The organism is Kribbella pittospori (assembly GCF_004331465.1).
Classification (GTDB): domain Bacteria; phylum Actinomycetota; class Actinomycetes; order Propionibacteriales; family Kribbellaceae; genus Kribbella; species Kribbella pittospori.
Genome location: NZ_SJKB01000003.1, coordinates 156,541 through 172,546, shown reverse-complemented (window position 1 = coordinate 172,546; position 16,006 = coordinate 156,541). Strand labels below are relative to the sequence as shown.

The window sequence follows — 16,006 nt, the reverse complement described above, 5'->3', positions numbered from 1 at the left end:
TACGAACTGTCGATCGGGTAGTGCAGGATGTCAGGAGTGAGCACCGAGACGACTACTGACCAGGCTCCGCTGCAAGCCTGGCTCCCGACGATGCTGGTCCTCGCGGCCATCTGGGGTTGCAGCTTCCTGTTCATCTCCGTCGGCGTCCGGGAGCTCCCGCCGCTCTACCTGGCGCTCGGGCGGGTCGTCGCCGGGGCGTTGGTGCTGCTGGCGTTCCTCGCGGTCAAGCGCGAACCGCTCCCCCGCGACCCGAGACTGTGGGTGCACGCGTTCGTCATCGGCGCGCTCGGCTCGACGATTCCGTGGACGCTGTTCGGGTACGGCGAGGAGCGGATCCCCTCGCTCCTGGCGGGGATCTGGAACGGCATCACCCCGCTCGTCGTGCTGCCGGTCGCCGTGCTGGTCTTCCGGACCGAGACGTTCTCGGCGCAGCGGGTCACCGGGCTCGTCATCGGCTTCGGCGGCATGCTCGTCGTCCTCGGGGCGTGGCACATCGACGGCGGTGCGGACCTGCTCGGACAGGTGCTGTGCATGCTGGCGGCGGTCAGCTACGGGGTCGTGATCCCGTACCAGAAGCGGTTCGTTGCGGGCACATCGTTGTCCGGCACCGCACTCTCGGCCAGCATGTTCCTGTGCGCCACGGTTCAGCTCGCGATCGTGGCTCCGATCGTGACCCGGCAGGCGCCGCCGGTGCCGTGGTCGCTGTCGATCGAGGTGGTGCTGAGTGTGGTCGCGCTGGGTGCACTCGGCAGTGGGCTCGCGTTCGTGCTCAGCATGCGCAACATCCGGCTGATCGGGGCCAGCCGGGCGTCGATGGTGACCTACCTGATGCCGGTGTTCTCGATCCTGGTCGGCGTGATCGTGCTGCACGAGCACATCGCCTGGTACCAGCCGGTCGGCGGCCTCGTCGTACTGCTCGGTGTTGCGGTCTCGCAGGGGTTGTTGGCGTCGCTGCGGCGCAAGCCGGCGGTCGTTGCTCCGGCGACGACAGGTTAGTCGCGGCACTCGGTTAGTGGCAGCGATCGGTTAGTGGCGGCGATCGGTTAGTGGCGGCGGAGGTTGGGCACTGCCGCGATCACGACGGCGGCGAGGGCGAGCACCGTCCCGGCGACGACCGCGGAGGTGACCGCCTTGTCGGCGGCCGGGAGGAACAGGTCGATGAACAGGCTCGCGATCAGCTGACCGGCGATGGTGCCGAGGCCGAGCACGAACACACCGACCACGCGAACCACGGCCGCCGCGGCGCTGATGAAGATCACGCCGCAGGTGCCGCCGAGGTACAGCCACGGCTCGCTCGGCAGGTGGTGCGGCAAGCCCTCGAACCCGAGATCGACGAGGAACACGAGCAGCAGGGCGGCGAAGCCGACCAGGAAGTTGACCACGCCGGCCGCGATGGCGCCGTACGCATCCGGTGAAGCGGTCCGGGCGACGCGTCCGTTGATCGCCTGCTGGACTGCGGCGCCGAACCCGGCCAGTGCGGGCAGGATCGCGAGCAGCAGGCCGTCGGGGTGACCGAGTTGATCCGAGACCGCCAGTACGACGGCGATCAGCGCGACCACTGCGCCGACAACGCGGACGGTGGTGAACGGCTGCGGGCCGGCTGGGCCGAAGCCGAGCCGGTCGACGACGAGGCTGCTGATCGCTTGACCTGCGACGCCGGCCACGGTGAAGACGGCGACACCGATCACCGAGACCGTGATCGATTGGGTGGCGACGAGGAAGGCACCCGAGAGGCCGCCGAGGCATTGCCACCAGCGCAGGCCGCCGTACCCGCGCATCGGCGTACGGATGGCTCGCCAGACGTTGCCGAGCGAGTGGCGGATCTGCGGGACCAGGGCTGCGCCGGCGAGCAGGACAGCGAGGCCGGTGACGAACGAGATCAGGGCGGCCGCGATGCCGTCGGCGAGGACGTCGCCGAGTTCACCGTTCAGCCGGGACTGGACCGCGACCAGCATGCCGATGCCGAAAGCAGCGGTCAGCCCGATCAGGTGGTGCTGTCGGGTCGAGCGCGGCGCAGGGGCGATCGTTGTCACCCCTCTATCATGACCGTCGCGCCTCTTGCACCTGACAGCAGGTCCAGGTGATGGTCCGCTACGTCCGGCGGATGAGCGCGAGATACATCGCGTCCGTGCCGTGCAGGTGCGGCCACAGCTGGACGTCGGGGCCGTCGCCGAGGTCGGGTACGCCGGGGAACAGCGGGCGGGCGTCCTCGAGTTTGGCGTCGTCGCGCTTGGCGAGTACGGCGTCCACGACTGCTCGCGTCTCGTCTGGATGCGGGGAGCAGGTGACGTACGCGACCACGCCGCCCGGGCGGGCGGAGGTGATGGCCGAGTCGAGCAGGTCCTCTTGGAGTGGGCGCAGTTCGGCGACGTCTTCCGGCGTACGACGCCAGCGGGCCTCGGGCCTGCGACGGAGTGCGCCGAGGCCGCTGCAGGGAACGTCGGCGAGCACGCGGTCGAACGAACCGGCCGGCCAGGTCGGCTTGGTGCCGTCACCGATGAGCACCTTGTGCTCCCCCGGGATCGCGCGCAGGTTGGAGCGGACCAGCTCGGCGCGGTGCTTGAGCGGCTCTACCGCGGTCAGCTGACCGTCGCGCTGATTCACGAGCGCTGCCAACAACCCCGACTTCCCGCCGGGACCCGCACACAGATCCAGCCAGCTCGCGTCTGCACTCTCTATCTCCGCCGTCGCCAACGCGACCGCAACCAGTTGGGACCCTTCGTCCTGAACGCCGGCCCGTCCGGACGCAACGGCGTCGATCCGCCCCGGATCACCCCCGCCCTCCAGCACAGCCGCATACGGCGACCACCGCCCCGCAGTAGCACCCGCCGCCACCAACTCGTCCACATCCGAAACCCCAGGCCGAGCTACCAACGTCACCCGAGGCGCCTCGTTATCCGCATCCAGTAACCCCTCCAACCCACCACTCTCCTCGGGCAGCCGGTCCTGGCCGCTCGCCGGCTCCACTCCTCCCCTTCCCGGCGGCGTAGCCGCCGGCTCCTCGCCCAGTGCTTGGGCGAAGGCCTCGATGACCCAGCGGGGGTGAGCCTTCGCGATCGCCAAGTGACCCAGGCGGTCTTCCACGGCCGACGGGGCGACGGTGTCGATCCATTGGGTGAGGGTGCGTTGGCTGATCTTGCGGAGTACGGCGTTGACCAGTCCGCTGCGTTTCTGGCCGATCTCGGCTCGGGTGAGCGTGACCATCTCGGAGACCGCGGCGTACGAGTCGACGCGCATGCGGAGAAGTTGGTGGGTGCCGAGGCGGAGGAGGTCGAGCAGCTCCGGGTCGAGGTCGGCGAGGGGACGCGACACACTGCGAGCGAGGAAGGCGTCGTACGTGCCCTGCCAACGCAGCGTGCCATGCACGAGCTCGGTGCAGAACGCCGCATCACGACCGCTGAGGCGCTGCTCGCGGAGTGCCTTGTTGAGCGCGAGGTTCGCGTAACCACCCTCTGCCGTGACCTGTCGGATGACCTGGTACGCAACCCCACGCACCCGATCCGGCCGACGCTGCGGCGCCCGATTACGAGGCGACCGGTCACTCACCGGCCAGTCCCAGACGGTCCTCGTCGGTCAGGCGGACACCACGGGCCCAGTCGGCCGCGGCCATTGGCTTCTTGCCCTGGGGCTGCACCGTCACCAACTCGACCGCCTTGCTCCCAGTGCCGACCGCGACGCTCGATTTGGTCGCGCGCAACTCCCCGGGCTTCAGCTCCTCGTCGGTCAGCCGGACCGCAAGCACCTTCAACCGCTCCCCACGGAACACCGTCCACGCGCCCGGTGCCGGGTTGCACCCACGCACCAGCCGATCCACGCGCTGCGCCGGCGCGGCCAGATCCAGCTCCGCGTCCTCAACGGTGATCTTCGGCGCCAGCGTCACCCCATCGGCCGGCTGCTCCCGCGCCTCCAGTACTCCGGCCTCGATCCCGTCCAGCGTGTCGACGAGCAGCTTCGCCCCCGACTCGGCCAGCCGGTGGAGCAGGTCGCCCGAGGTGTCCTGCGGACCGATCGGCTCGGTCAGTACGCCGTACACCGGGCCGGCGTCGAGCGCCTTCACGATGCGGAACGTGCTCGCGCCCGTGACGTCATCCCCGGCGATGATCGAGTGCTGCACCGGCGCGGCACCACGCCACGCGGGCAGGACCGAGAAGTGCAGGTTGATCCAGCCGTGCGGCGGGATGTCCAGGGCAGCCTGCGGGAGCAGACCGCCATACGCGACCACTGGGCAGCAGTCCGGCGCGATCTCGGTCAGCCGGGCCAGGAAGTCCGGGTCCCGCGGCTTGACCGGCTTGAGGATCTCGATGCCTCCGAGCTCCTCGGCGTACTGCGCAACCGGCGAGGCGACCAGCTTGCGACCACGGCCGGCGGGCGCGTCCGGACGGGTCACGACGCCGACGAGTTCGTGGCGGCTGGCAACGATCGCCTTCAGCGCAGCGACAGCAGGCTCCGGCGTACCGGCAAAGACGAGTCTCACAGGCCGAATCCGTTCGTCGGGTGGGGCGAGATCCTGACCTGCGGCGGGCCGCTGAGGCCGGACCATTCGGCCTCGCGGATCGCCTTCATCGCCTGCTTGCGGGTCACCGTGTCGAGCCGGTCGACGAACAGGATGCCGTCCAGGTGGTCGGTTTCGTGCTGGATCGCCCGGGACAGCATGTCGGAGCCCTCGATCACCACCGGGTCGCCGTACATGTTGAAGCCCTTGGCGATCACGGACAGGGCGCGGCGGCAGTCGAAGGTCAGGCCGGGGATCGACAGGCAGCCCTCCGGGCCGAACTGCTCGTCCGCGGACAGCGTCAGCTCCGGGTTGACCAGGTGTCCGAGTTCGCCCTCGACGTGGTACGTGAACACCCGCAGGCCGACGCCGATCTGCGGCGCGGCCAGGCCGGAGCCGGGCGCGTCCTGCATGGTGTCGGTGAGGTTCGCCACCAGGCGGCGCAGCTCGGCGTCGAAGTCGACGACCGGCTCGGCCTTGGTGGTCAGGACGGGGTCGCCGAACAGGCGGATGGGTTGGACCGACACAGATTCTCCACAGCGTTCCACGGACCGGGACCGAGCAAGTCTAGTTGGCGTGCGGTGTGGATTCAGGTGGCAGGGGGCTCTCCACATTGTTGCCACAAGCACGTACTGTGGTCTCAGGCGTACCCTCAGTCACTGTCGTCACACGCCCAACGGGAGACCCAATGCCCACAGCAGCACGGGGGGCAACTCTGATCCTCCTGGGTGCACTGCTTGCACAGGCACCCCTCACCGCCGCCGCCTACGAACCGCGCGACCCGGAGACCGCCGGACCGCCTCGCACCGTGGTCCCTTCCGCGGAGCCCACGGTCACCCCGACGTCGCCTAGCGCATCGCCCAGTGAGCCGGTTGCTGAGCCTGAGGCGGCGCGGTCGTGGAGTGATGTGGTGAAGCAGGTGACGGAGACGTCGCCGAACAACCTCCAGTTGAAGGCGGCGGATGCGTCCGCGCAGGCGTCGTCGATCATGCGGTGCTTCAAGCTGGAGGAGGAGAACTACTGCCTCGGGCTGGGGTTTGTCGATCAGGTGCCGACCGGGGCTCAGTTGCAGGAGGTGATGAGCCCGCCGGCCGTTCGAGCGGACGGTGAGGTCGCGGTCGAGCAGGACATCCCGACCGGGGACCTGACCCCGGCCGCCTTCGTGGCGGAGCGCGCGGCGATGCCGAAGAGCGCCCGAGTCACCACCGAACTAGACGAAATGCAAGCCGCCTGGGACGGGCGGGCGAAGGCGCGAGAGTTGCGGCTCCTGGCGGAGACCCGTTCGCCGGCGGCTGCGCCGACGACGAACGGGGAAGAAAGAGAAGGGACGGACGCAACGCCGACCACGACTCCTACACCTACTCCTACTCCTACTCCGACGGTGTTGCCGACGCGGTCGGCGCCTACTCAGGGGACTCCGGCGCCTGTTACTCCGTCGGTGGTGCCGGTGGTGGCTCCGGGGGCGGCGTACATCATGAAGGGGTTTCAGACTTCGCAGGAGAAGGGGTACTGGTGCGGGCCGGCGACCTTCCAGTCGATTGACTGGGCCGACGACAACCAGAAGGACACGCAGGCGTCCTGGGCCAAGGACCTCGGCGCGACCACGTCCGGTACGGCGATCTCCGCGATGGTCAAGCAGACCAACCTGAAGACGGCCTGGCCGAAGTCCGCCGGCACCTACATCGTGCAGAACGTCTCCGGCTGGAACTCCAAGACCTTCATGACCGTGCACGAGAAGCACCTCGGCGTCTACAAGGCACCCGTGATCGAGCACGTGCAACTGCTGAAGCGGTACTTCCCGTACCTAGCCTTCAACCACAGCGGCCACTACCAGGTCGGCCGCGGCTACGACCGGGCGAAGAACACGATCGCGATCTTCGAGGTGTTCAACGAGCGCCGGTTCAACAGCCGCGGCAACGTGACCGACGGACCGAAGAACATCCCGGCGTCCGCCCTGTTCAACGCCACCCTGGCCAACTCGTTCAAGAACATCGGACTCTGACCGGATGCGCCGTACCACCGTTGCCGTAGGCACCGTTCTCGTCCTCCTGCTGGCCGGCTGCTCGTCGTCAACCGACGGGACAAGCTCACCGTCCAGCACACCGAGCCCGAGCCAGACCCCAACCGGAACGCCGGGGCCGCCGACCGACTCCGGTACGGCGGTCCCGGCGTGGACGAAGGTGATGCGGCAACCGGTGGACGGCCTGCACCTGGTTACCCAGCAGCGCAAGTACGTCGTCACCCGCGCCAGCGACGACGCCGGGATCACGACCGTGACCGACCGCAGCAGCAAGAAGGTCGTCATCCGGCACACCCCGGCCGCGGGCTTCGTCGCGCAGTCGCCGGTGGTGATCGACGACCACTGGGCCCTGATCGAGGACATCCGGTCCGACGGCCCGTCACCCGAAATCAAGGTGTTCCGTTACGACCTGACTACCGGCCGCTCGGCCGAACTGTCCCAGCTCCCCAAGGTCTCCGAACCCGAGATCGGCGCGTACGACGGCACGTTCGCCTACAGCTCGACCGATGCGCGCAACCGGTCCTGCCTGATCGTCGCCGACCTCGCCACGCTGAAGGGGCGGACCGTCACCTGCGTCGCCGACCCCGGGTACGTCGCGGATCCCGTGGTGTCGGCGGACTCGGTGACATTCAGCGAGATCACCGCACCCGAGACCACGCGACGCTGCAAACGCCTACTGACCGCACCGCTGTCCGGCGGCCCGGCCCAGCCGGTGCCGGCAGCAACCAAGTGCATCCAGTGGAGCGGCGCATCGGTGCGCGGGGCAACGGTGTGGTCGGAGGTCGGCGCCACCGACGCGGACCAGTACCAGAGCAAGGCGTACGTCCGGGAGTCCGCCGACTCCCCCGCCCGTCCCATCGGCACGGTCGTCACCGACGCCATCATTGCCTGCGGCAACTGGATCCTCTGGGAGACCCGGGCCGTCACGGGTGGCGACGACGTCTACCAGATCAACCGCTGGCGTCCCGGCCTCGACAAGCCGCAGCGCATCTACGCCGGCAAGCCCGGGACCGCGCTCACACCGATGACCTGCCAGGACAACACGGTGTACGTCGAAGCCGCCGACCTGTCCGGCAGTCCGACGTACACGGAAGCGATCTCAGCCGCCGTCGCCTAGCGCCGCGCGTGGCGGATTCGCAGCTTTCCCATCCCCATGACCCCGGAGATCCGGATCGTCGGTCCTGTTGCACCAGTCTGTCGCGGCGGTTGGTACTGCGAGTCCTTCCAACCAGTGTGCAGCGCCTCGATGTCGACGATCGCGTTGCGCGGCACGGTGATCTTGGCGCCGCCGGTGCCGAGTTGCAGCTCGATGTCCACGACCCGATGCTTGATGATCGCCCGGGACAGATCCAGCTTCACCCGTCCCAAGGCGGAGTGAACCTTCAGCGTCCGGGGCACCAGCCACTCCCCGCGCCGCCGGATGCGCCCGGCGGCAGCGGCGATCGTGGACGTGGTGCCGGCATCCGGCGCCGGAAGCCCGGACAGAGCCGCTTCGATGTCGTGCTGGGTCGTGGCGGTGAGCACCTGGTGGAGGCGCTGGTCCAGCTCCTCGTGCGAGATCAGCTCGGCCGAAAAAGCCTCCTGCACACGCTCGACGGCCGTGTCGCGGTCGTCGGACCTGATCAACGATGAGCGGTCGTCCGGTACAGAGGTCACCGTCTCACTGTAATGCGATCCCCCGGGCACGGAGCTGATCGCGGAGGTCGGCGGCGCCAGTGAACTGCTCGGCGTCGAGGCCGACCGCGCGAGCGCCGTCGACGTTGCGCTGCATGTCGTCGGTGTAGAACGTGCGCGCAGGGTCGAGGTGGAAGCGCTCGAGCAGGATCCGGTAGATCTTCTCGTCCGGCTTCACCGTCTGCTCGACCCCGGACACGATCTCGCCGTCGAAGCGGGTGAGGATCGGGAACGCCTCCTTGGCGACCTCCCACTTCTCCGCCGAGAAGTTGGTCAGCGCGTACGTCGGGATGCCGAGCGCACGTAGCTCGGTGATGACCGTGGCGGTGTCCTCGAAGACGCCCCTCACCATCGTCAGCCAGCCGGTGTCGTACGCCTCGATCAGGTCGGCGTGCTGCGGGTGCAGGCTCTTCAGCTCCGCCACCGCCTCTGACCAGGGCCGGCCGGCGTCCTGCTGGTGGTTCCAAGCCGGGGAGGTGACCTCGGTCAGGAACCGGGTCCGCTCCTGCTCGTCGGGGATCAGGTCGGCGTACAGGTAGTCCGGGCTCCAGTCCAGCAACACTCCGCCGATGTCGAACACCGCTGCATCGATCGTCCGCTCAGTCATGCCCGCAACCCTACGAGACCTGGGGTGAAGGGTGCGGCGACCTTCACGGTGCGGAGGACGGGAACCGAGCGTTCTGGATCGCGACCGCGGTCGTCGCCGCGACCGTGGTGACGGCTCACCTCATGCGGTCGCCGCGTTCGCGGCAGCCCGCGCATGCAGCGCCGGCGCCAGCGAGTACTGCCCGATGAAGATCACCACGCCGAGTACGGCGCAGCCCAGCCACGTGACGGTCGGACCGAAGTGCTCGAGGGAATTGGTCCCGGTCAGAGGGCCGACCACTGTGCCGACGCCGAACGCCATCCCGGCCAGACCCATGTAGCGCCCCCGCAGGTCGATCGGAGCGAGGTCGGCGAACACGGCACCGATGACAGCCGCGAACCCGATCTCGCCGATCGTCCAGACCACGACCGACACCCCGTAACCCCACCAGGTGTGGACGACGGCACCGATCCCGAACCCGAGACCGACCACGAGCATCGACGCCGCGAGCAGCTTCGGCCTGTCGATCTTCACCAGCCACTTGCCGAGGAACGGCTGGATCAGCACGATCACCACGCCGTTCAGCGCGATCACCAACCCGTACGTCGAGGACGGCAGACCGTCGTCCGCCATGGCGAGCGGGAGCGTCGAGTAGCCCTGCATATAGATGGTCGCGTAACCGATCTGCAGGAGGATCATCAGCAAGAACACGGTGTCGCGCAGAACCACCGGGAGCAGCGGCCGGCGCAGTACGCCGGCCTCCGGTGTCGGGCGGCTCTCCGGCACCATCGCCCAGATCACCAGGCCCGCGATCACCGACGTACCGGCGTTCAGCCAGAACAGCAGGCCATAGCCGACCGAGGCCAGCACGCCCGCGCTCACGGTGGATACCGAGAAGCCGAGGTTGATCGCCCAGAACAGCAGTCCGTACGCCCGGACGCGTTCGCCCGGCTCGAGCAGGTCGGCCACGGTCGCCTGCACGGCCGGACGGAACAGGTCGCCGAGCAGGCCGACCAGGAAGGCGGTCACCCAGATCATTGCCATCGACCGGGCCGAGCCGAGCAGGATCAGGGCGGCGCCGGTGCCGAAGAAGCAGATCAGCATGGTCAGGCGGCGTCCGACCCGGTCGGCCAGCCACCCTCCGCTGAGCTGGGCGGCGACGCTGCCGGCACCGACCGCGGCGGCCACGGCACCCGCAGTACCGGCCGACAGGTGGCGGTCGTGGGTCAGGTAGAGGACGAGGAACGGCTGCACGAAGCTGCCGAGCCGGTTGACGAGCTGGCAGACCCAGAGCGCCCAGAACGCCCTCGGCAGGGCGGCGGGCGCAGGGGACTCGACGACGACAGCACTCATGGTGACAACTGTCCCGGCGAGCTCGGGCGGTGTCGAACATTAGGCACAGGACTAATCGAGGGGTAGCCTGCCCAGGTGATCACGATCAGCCTGAACGCGGGCGATGTCGGCCGGATCCGGTTCGCGCTCTCACCGGTGTGGGAGGCGGTGACCAGTGTGCGGGCGCTGAGCAACAACACCGCGCGCAGCGTGCACGGCCCGTGGCTGCAGAAGGTCCGGCCGATCATCGAGGGTCCGGATCTGACGTTGCTGAGGGCACTCATCCCGCCGGTCGGCTACATCCCCGACTTCATGACGCCGGCGCCACCACGCCGGTCGACCAGTCTGGAGTCGGGTCTGGATGCGATCGCGGCCACACCGCATCACTTGGTGGTCGACGAGATCGGCCGCCTGCACGTTGACAACCCGCATCCCCTGCTGCCGGACCTGATCGCCCGTCCGGCCAAGGCGCTGGAGCTGATCACCTCGTCGCTGGAGACGTACTGGCGGCGTGCGATCGAGCCCGACTGGCGGCGGATGCGGTCGCTGCTGCAGGAGGATCTGGCCTTCCGGCTGGACGAGTTGGCCAGTGGCGGGCTGGAGCGGCTGTTCCGGAGTCTGCATCCGTCCGTCAGCTTCACCGGCGACCGGATCGAGATCGACCGGCCGTTCTGCTGTCATGGCGAGCCGATGACCGGGCAGGGTGTGCTGCTGGTGCCGTGCGTGTTCAACTGGCCGGCCGCGCTGGCGGTGACCGCGGCGCCGCACGTGCCGACGATCACGTACCCGCCGCGCGGTCTCGGGCGGCTGTGGGAGGACCGGCAGGAGACGGCCGACTCGCCGCTCGCCGACCTGGTCGGGCGGACCCGGGCCGCGATCGTGAGTCACCTGGATCTGCCGATGTCGACGACGCATCTGGCCCATCAGCTCGGGGTGTCGGCGCCGACATTGAGCGTGCACCTCAGCATCCTGCGGAACGCCGGCGTGGTCGATTCGCGCCGCGACGGCCGGACCGTCCTCTACTACCGCACCTCGCTCGGCAGCCAACTCCTCACGGCCGCCACTCCCCTGGCTTCGACGGCCTGAGGCGGACTCCCGCCACTCACCAACGTCTGCGGCGCACCCACGGCCCGCTCACTCAGACCGGCGTCCGCCCGATCGAGCGGGTTGGTGAGTGGCACAGGTCCGGCCACACGTCAGCCGAAGCTGGGTGGGTCGACCTGGATCCGGACCGAGCCGGGGTTCTTCTTCGTCATGCGGGCGGACTGGGCTTCCTTGAGCGAACGCGCGAGGGCAGTGCCGGCCGCGCGGGGTGTGCGGACGACGGCTCGGACAGTCTCGTCGTCGACGTCGACTGGGCCCAGCACCTCGAGGCCGGCGGCCGCGGGGAGCAGCGGGCGCAGCCGGGTGATGAGGTCGGCGACCGCGTCGGCTGGGCCGGTGAGTTCGGCGAGCTTGGCGGCGGGCGCCAGGCGCGCGGCCCGGCGTTCCTCGATCTCGCGTGCGGCGAAGCCTTCGGGACTCCAGCGAACGACGGTCTGGAGGGGAAGCGCCGACGGTTCGCCGACCAGGATGACCGTCCCACCGTCACGGGCCGGACGGACCAGCGCCGCCGCGTTGAACCATCGCCGTACCGCTTCCTCAGGCGCACGCAGATCCGGACGGGCGAGCATGAGCCACGTGTCGAGCAGCAATGCCGCGCTGTAGCCTCCCTCCGCGACCGGCTCGGCGCCCGGCGTACTGACGATGAGCGCGGGTTTGTCCGGCACGACGTCCAGCACGTTGTCGCCGCCCGACGTACGCACCACCAATCCAGGAAAGGCTCGGCCCAACTCCTCCGCCGTACGACGGGCTCCGACAACGGCGGCGCGCATCCGGGTGTCACCACACTCCGGGCAACGGTGATCCGCCGCCGGCCGTCCGCAGATGCTGCAACTCGCCGGCCCAGATCCTCCGGTACGACGCAACGTCCCGCCACACGTCGAACACCGTGAGGGCGCCCGGCACGTCTGACACACCAGGCTCGGCAGATACCCAGCCCGCGGAACCTGCACCAGCACCGGCCCGGACCGCAGCCCCTCCCGCGCGATCTCGAAGGCCCGATGCGGCAGCCGCGCCGCCCGAGCCGCCGGGTCGCGCGCCAGATCCGTGTCCGACTCCCCCGCGATGTGAACCGCAGGAGCCGCCGCCCGGATCACACTCCGGTCCGCGATCAGCTCATGCGCGAACCCTGACTCGATCAACGCCGCCGAGTCCACCGACCGCGCGAACCCACCGACCAACGCCGCACACTTCTGCCGGAACGCCCGCAGCAGCAACACCTCGCGCGCATGCGGGTACGGCGCGCGCGGCTCGGCGTACGAGTCATCACCGTCATCCCACAACGCAACCAGCCCCAGGTCCGCCACCGGCGCGAACGCCGCCGCCCGCGTCCCGATCACCACCCGCGCACACCCCCGCAACGCCGCGAGGAAAGCGCGGTAGCGAGCCGTCGGCCCGAGATCCGCCGACAGCGTGACGAATCCGGCCTCCCCGAGCACCGCCGTACACGCCGCCGCCAATCGCTCGAGATCGCGCGCATCCGGCGCCAGCAGCAACGCACCCCGCCCCGACGCCGCGCACACAGCCGCGGCCTGGGCGAACGCGAGCGGCCAATCAGCCCCAGGTATGGCGGTCCAGATCGCACGCGGAGACTCCGATCGCGCGATCGCGTCCAGGAAGCCGGCCGGGTACGGCGACCATTCGGAGCGCGAGGTGGACACCGGTGGTGGCGCGGGCTGGTTGCACCGCAGCGGCTCGCCCTCGACCTTCGCGTGCCGGGGCGGCACCGCCAACCGGGTCACGTCCGCGAACACTCCGGCGTACCGATCGGCGACCGCGCGGCAGAGGTCGGCGATCTCCGGCGTCAGCACCTGCTCGGGCGACACGACCTTGCGGATCCGGACCAGCTTGCCCTCGTGGTCGGACGACTCGAGCCGCTCCAGCACGAACCCGTCCAGGTCCTTGCCGGCGAAACGCACCTTCACCCGGGCACCGGGCTGCGCCGCCTCGGCGAGATCCTCGGGCACGAGATAGTCGAACGGCCGGTCGAGATGCGGCAGCGAGACATCGACCGCGATCCGGGCCACCGGCAACGTCTCGGTGATCCCGGCCGGCTCCTTGGTGCGGGACTTGCGAACGGTGTCCCGCAGCAGTGTCAGCTGCTCCGGCGAGTCCCCGTTCGATGTCACCGGGAAACTCTAGTCCGGTGGGACGACAGTGCGCGTAAGCACTGCCGTCCCTGTGGACAATCTGGGGGTGTCTCTCAATCCCACGCCGTAGCGAGCAGGTGCTCGCCGAGTGCCGCGCAGTAGGCGTGGGATTGGGAGACACGCCCTACTTGTTGATCGCGGCCTTCAGCGCTTCGACGCGGTCGGTGCGCTCCCAGGTGAAGTCCTCGCCGGTGCGGCCGAAGTGGCCGTTGCGGGCGGTCTGGGCGTAGATCGGCCGGAGCAGGTCCAGGTCGCGGATGATCGCGGCCGGACGGAGGTCGAAGACCTCGCGGACCGCGTCGGCAATCTTGTCCACCGGCACACTCTCGGTGCCGAAGGTGTCGACGTAGAAACCGACCGGCGCGGCCTTGCCGATCGCGTACGCGACCTGGCACTCGACCCGGTCGGCCAGCCCGGCGGCGACGATGTTCTTCGCCACCCAGCGCATCGCGTACGCCGCGGAGCGGTCCACCTTCGACGGGTCCTTGCCGGAGAACGCGCCACCACCGTGCCGCGCCATCCCGCCGTAGGTGTCGATGATGATCTTGCGGCCGGTCAGGCCCGCGTCACCCATCGGGCCACCGACCTCGAACCGGCCGGTCGGGTTCACCAGCAGCTTGTAGCCGGCCGAGTCGATGTCGAACTGCTCGAGCACCGGGTCGACCACGTGCTTCTTGATGTCCGGCGTCAGCATCGTGTCCAGGCTGATGTCGGCCGCGTGCTGGCTGGACACCACCACGGTGTCGATCCGGACCGCCCTGTCACCGTCGTACTCGACCGTGACCTGGGTCTTGCCGTCCGGCCGCAGGTACGCCAGCGTGCCATCCTTGCGGGCCTCGGACAGCCGCTCGGACAGCCGGTGCGCGATGGTGATCGGCAGCGGCATCAACTCGGGCGTCTCGTTCGACGCGTAGCCGAACATCAGGCCCTGGTCGCCTGCCCCCTGCAGGTCCAGTTCGTCGCTCGACGCGTCCGAACGCTTCTCATACGCCGTGTCCACGCCCTGGGCGATGTCCGGCGACTGGCTGCCGATGGCGACCTGCACCCCACAGGACGCACCGTCGAAGCCCTTCAGCGACGAGTCGTAGCCGATCTCGAGGATGCGTGCCCGCACGATCCCCGGAATGTCGACGTACGCCGTCGTGGTGACCTCACCCGCGACGACGACCAACCCGGTGGTGATCAAGGTCTCCACCGCGACCCGGCTGCGCGGGTCCTCGGCCAGCAGGGCATCGAGAATGGAGTCGCTGATCTGGTCAGCGATCTTGTCCGGATGACCTTCGGTCACGGACTCGGACGTGAAAAGGCGCCTCGCCACAGTTCTCCCTCGGATTCCTCTTGTGCCACGCGGCTGTCTGCGGCAGCCGTGCGATCCCCCCATGCACCGGCGGTTGGCGATGCATCTTGGGAAGTATGCCAGCAGTTTCCGCCCGCGTCCCGGTGACCCTCCGAATTCATCCACCATACGGGACTCGGCGCCGCATCGTGGACAAAGGGTCGGGTTTCAGGCGTGCGGACCGACCGCTACGTCGCCCACGGTGAGCGACGGTGTGCAGGCCAGGATCGCAGCCGACCGGTCCACCTCGGCCTCCAGCTGCCGGCGCCGTGTCCGGTTGAGGGAGGTGAGCACCTCGACGGTCACGTGCAGCGTCCGACCGGCCTTCTTGTGGTGCCAGACGCCCGCGACGATGCCGTCGATCAGCACGAGCGGGTAGTTGCCGGCCTGGCCGCGGGCGAGCGCCCGGGTGAAGGCCTTGCCCGGGAACAACAGCTCTCTCGGGTAGCTGCCGACGCCGTACGCATCGAAGTACGGCAGCAGCCTGACGCCTCGCGGCGGTTCGTCGTCGAAGTCGCCGTCACCGGGTGCGTGCCAGGCGGGTTGGCCGTCGAGCTCTACCTGCGGGAGGCCGGCGAAGTACGGCTTGACGAAGGTCGGCGTGGTGTTGAGCCAGCGGGCGAACTGCTGCGGCGTCGCCGGTCCGTAGGAGTGCAGGTAGCGGTGGAGCAGCTCGGTGAGCGCTGCGTCGCCGTTCATCGGATCGAAGGGCTGGAAGCGATGCGGGTTCGTGTACGTCGTCTTGCGGCCGCGGTTAGGCCCGTAGCAGAGGACGCCGGCGTTGGCCGCGACCGAGATCGCCTGCCGCCACCGTGGCCAGTAGCCCTGGAACGCAGGCATCACCAGGTCGCCCGCCCAGGACCCAGTACGCCGTACGACCTCGTCGGAGAGTTCGTCGACGGTCAGGTCGTCGTGAGCGAGCGCTTCACCGACGGCCACGATGACCTCGGCGGTCTGCTCCGGAGTCATCCGCATGAACGGCGGCGCGAGCCCGGTCGGCAGAGCAGACAGCGCTCCCGTCCACATCGGAAGATCGTCGAGCGGCAGGAGATGCACAGTCCCACGCGGCCCGAACGTCTTCACGAGCTCGTCGGCCTGCTGCACCGTCTCCCGGGTCGCATCCGCGAGCCGGAGAGCCACCGACATCTCCCCCGCCGACAGAACCTGAGCATGCGCCCCACACATCGCCCGCACAACGTCGACCGGAGTGGCACCGGGGTCGCTCAAGTGGTGTCGCTTCATCCGCCGAGCAACGACGCCCTGCCAACTGATCTCCATGCCCCGACCGTAGCGGCAGAAGCGGACAACTTCTGAC

14 protein-coding genes are annotated in these 16,006 nt (G+C 69.2%); 4 read left to right on the top strand and 10 right to left on the bottom strand.

The annotated features are described in order from the left end of the window. The first annotated feature begins 36 nt into the window (after window positions 1–36). Window positions 37–996, top strand: a complete 960-nt coding sequence (locus tag E0H73_RS11225) for a DMT family transporter (RefSeq protein ID WP_202867323.1) — start codon at window positions 37–39, stop codon at window positions 994–996. A gap of 47 nt (window positions 997–1,043) precedes the next feature. Here the strand turns inward: E0H73_RS11225 and E0H73_RS11220 are convergent, their stop codons facing one another. The 4 genes from E0H73_RS11220 to def are packed head-to-tail and all read right to left on the bottom strand — an operon-like array spanning window position 1,044 to window position 5,019. Beyond that, window positions 1,044–2,033, bottom strand: coding sequence for a DMT family transporter (locus E0H73_RS11220; RefSeq protein WP_238163940.1), 990 nt, complete (start codon window positions 2,031–2,033; stop codon window positions 1,044–1,046). 58 nt (window positions 2,034–2,091) lie between these two features. Further along, a complete protein-coding gene (locus tag E0H73_RS11215; protein ID WP_131353671.1) occupies window positions 2,092–3,546 on the bottom strand; it encodes an RsmB/NOP family class I SAM-dependent RNA methyltransferase in 1,455 nt (484 codons plus the stop codon). Further along, window positions 3,539–4,474 (bottom strand): methionyl-tRNA formyltransferase, encoded by a 936-nt coding sequence (fmt, locus tag E0H73_RS11210; protein ID WP_131353669.1) that lies wholly within the window; start codon window positions 4,472–4,474, stop codon window positions 3,539–3,541. Before fmt ends, E0H73_RS11215 begins: the two co-directional genes overlap by 8 nt. Then, a complete protein-coding gene (gene def / locus E0H73_RS11205; RefSeq protein ID WP_131353667.1) occupies window positions 4,471–5,019 on the bottom strand; it encodes a peptide deformylase in 549 nt (182 codons plus the stop codon). Before def ends, fmt begins: the two co-directional genes overlap by 4 nt. Window positions 5,020–5,402: 383 nt before the next feature. Between def and E0H73_RS11200 the strand changes: the two genes are divergently transcribed. After that, on the top strand, window positions 5,403–6,494 hold the full coding sequence (locus E0H73_RS11200; protein ID WP_238163939.1) for a C39 family peptidase: 1,092 nt from the start codon (window positions 5,403–5,405) through the stop codon (window positions 6,492–6,494). Window positions 6,495–6,498: 4 nt separating this feature from the next. Beyond that, the gene (locus E0H73_RS11195; protein WP_238163938.1) at window positions 6,499–7,629 is read left to right on the top strand and encodes a hypothetical protein; all 1,131 of its coding nucleotides are present in this window, start codon (window positions 6,499–6,501) and stop codon (window positions 7,627–7,629) included. Here the strand turns inward: E0H73_RS11195 and E0H73_RS11190 are convergent. The 3 genes from E0H73_RS11190 to E0H73_RS11180 form a co-directional block, all read right to left on the bottom strand. After that, window positions 7,626–8,168, bottom strand: a complete 543-nt coding sequence (locus E0H73_RS11190; RefSeq protein ID WP_131353663.1) for a DUF1707 SHOCT-like domain-containing protein — start codon at window positions 8,166–8,168, stop codon at window positions 7,626–7,628. The genes E0H73_RS11195 and E0H73_RS11190 overlap by 4 nt on opposite strands. Before the next feature lie 4 nt (window positions 8,169–8,172). Then, window positions 8,173–8,793: an HAD family hydrolase gene (locus E0H73_RS11185; protein ID WP_131353661.1), complete on the bottom strand. Its 621-nt coding sequence runs from the start codon at window positions 8,791–8,793 to the stop codon at window positions 8,173–8,175. A 120-nt stretch (window positions 8,794–8,913) separates the two neighbouring features. After that, window positions 8,914–10,125: an MDR family MFS transporter gene (locus E0H73_RS11180; protein WP_131353659.1), complete on the bottom strand. Its 1,212-nt coding sequence runs from the start codon at window positions 10,123–10,125 to the stop codon at window positions 8,914–8,916. A gap of 75 nt (window positions 10,126–10,200) precedes the next feature. Here E0H73_RS11180 and E0H73_RS11175 point away from each other — a divergent pair, with 75 nt between their 5' ends. Further along, on the top strand, window positions 10,201–11,190 hold the full coding sequence (locus tag E0H73_RS11175) for an ArsR/SmtB family transcription factor (protein WP_131353657.1): 990 nt from the start codon (window positions 10,201–10,203) through the stop codon (window positions 11,188–11,190). Between the two features lie 110 nt (window positions 11,191–11,300). Here E0H73_RS11175 and E0H73_RS11170 read toward each other — a convergent pair whose 3' ends face one another. From E0H73_RS11170 to E0H73_RS11160, 3 genes are all read right to left on the bottom strand, one after another. Next, on the bottom strand, window positions 11,301–13,334 hold the full coding sequence (locus E0H73_RS11170; protein WP_131353655.1) for a primosomal protein N': 2,034 nt from the start codon (window positions 13,332–13,334) through the stop codon (window positions 11,301–11,303). A 145-nt stretch (window positions 13,335–13,479) separates the two neighbouring features. Beyond that, a complete protein-coding gene (gene metK, locus E0H73_RS11165) occupies window positions 13,480–14,673 on the bottom strand; it encodes a methionine adenosyltransferase (protein WP_131353653.1) in 1,194 nt (397 codons plus the stop codon). Between the two features lie 186 nt (window positions 14,674–14,859). Further along, window positions 14,860–15,969 carry a winged helix DNA-binding domain-containing protein gene (locus E0H73_RS11160; protein ID WP_131353651.1) on the bottom strand — a complete coding sequence of 370 codons (1,110 nt, stop codon included), beginning with the start codon at window positions 15,967–15,969 and terminating at the stop codon, window positions 14,860–14,862. Window positions 15,970–16,006: the final 37 nt, after the last annotated feature.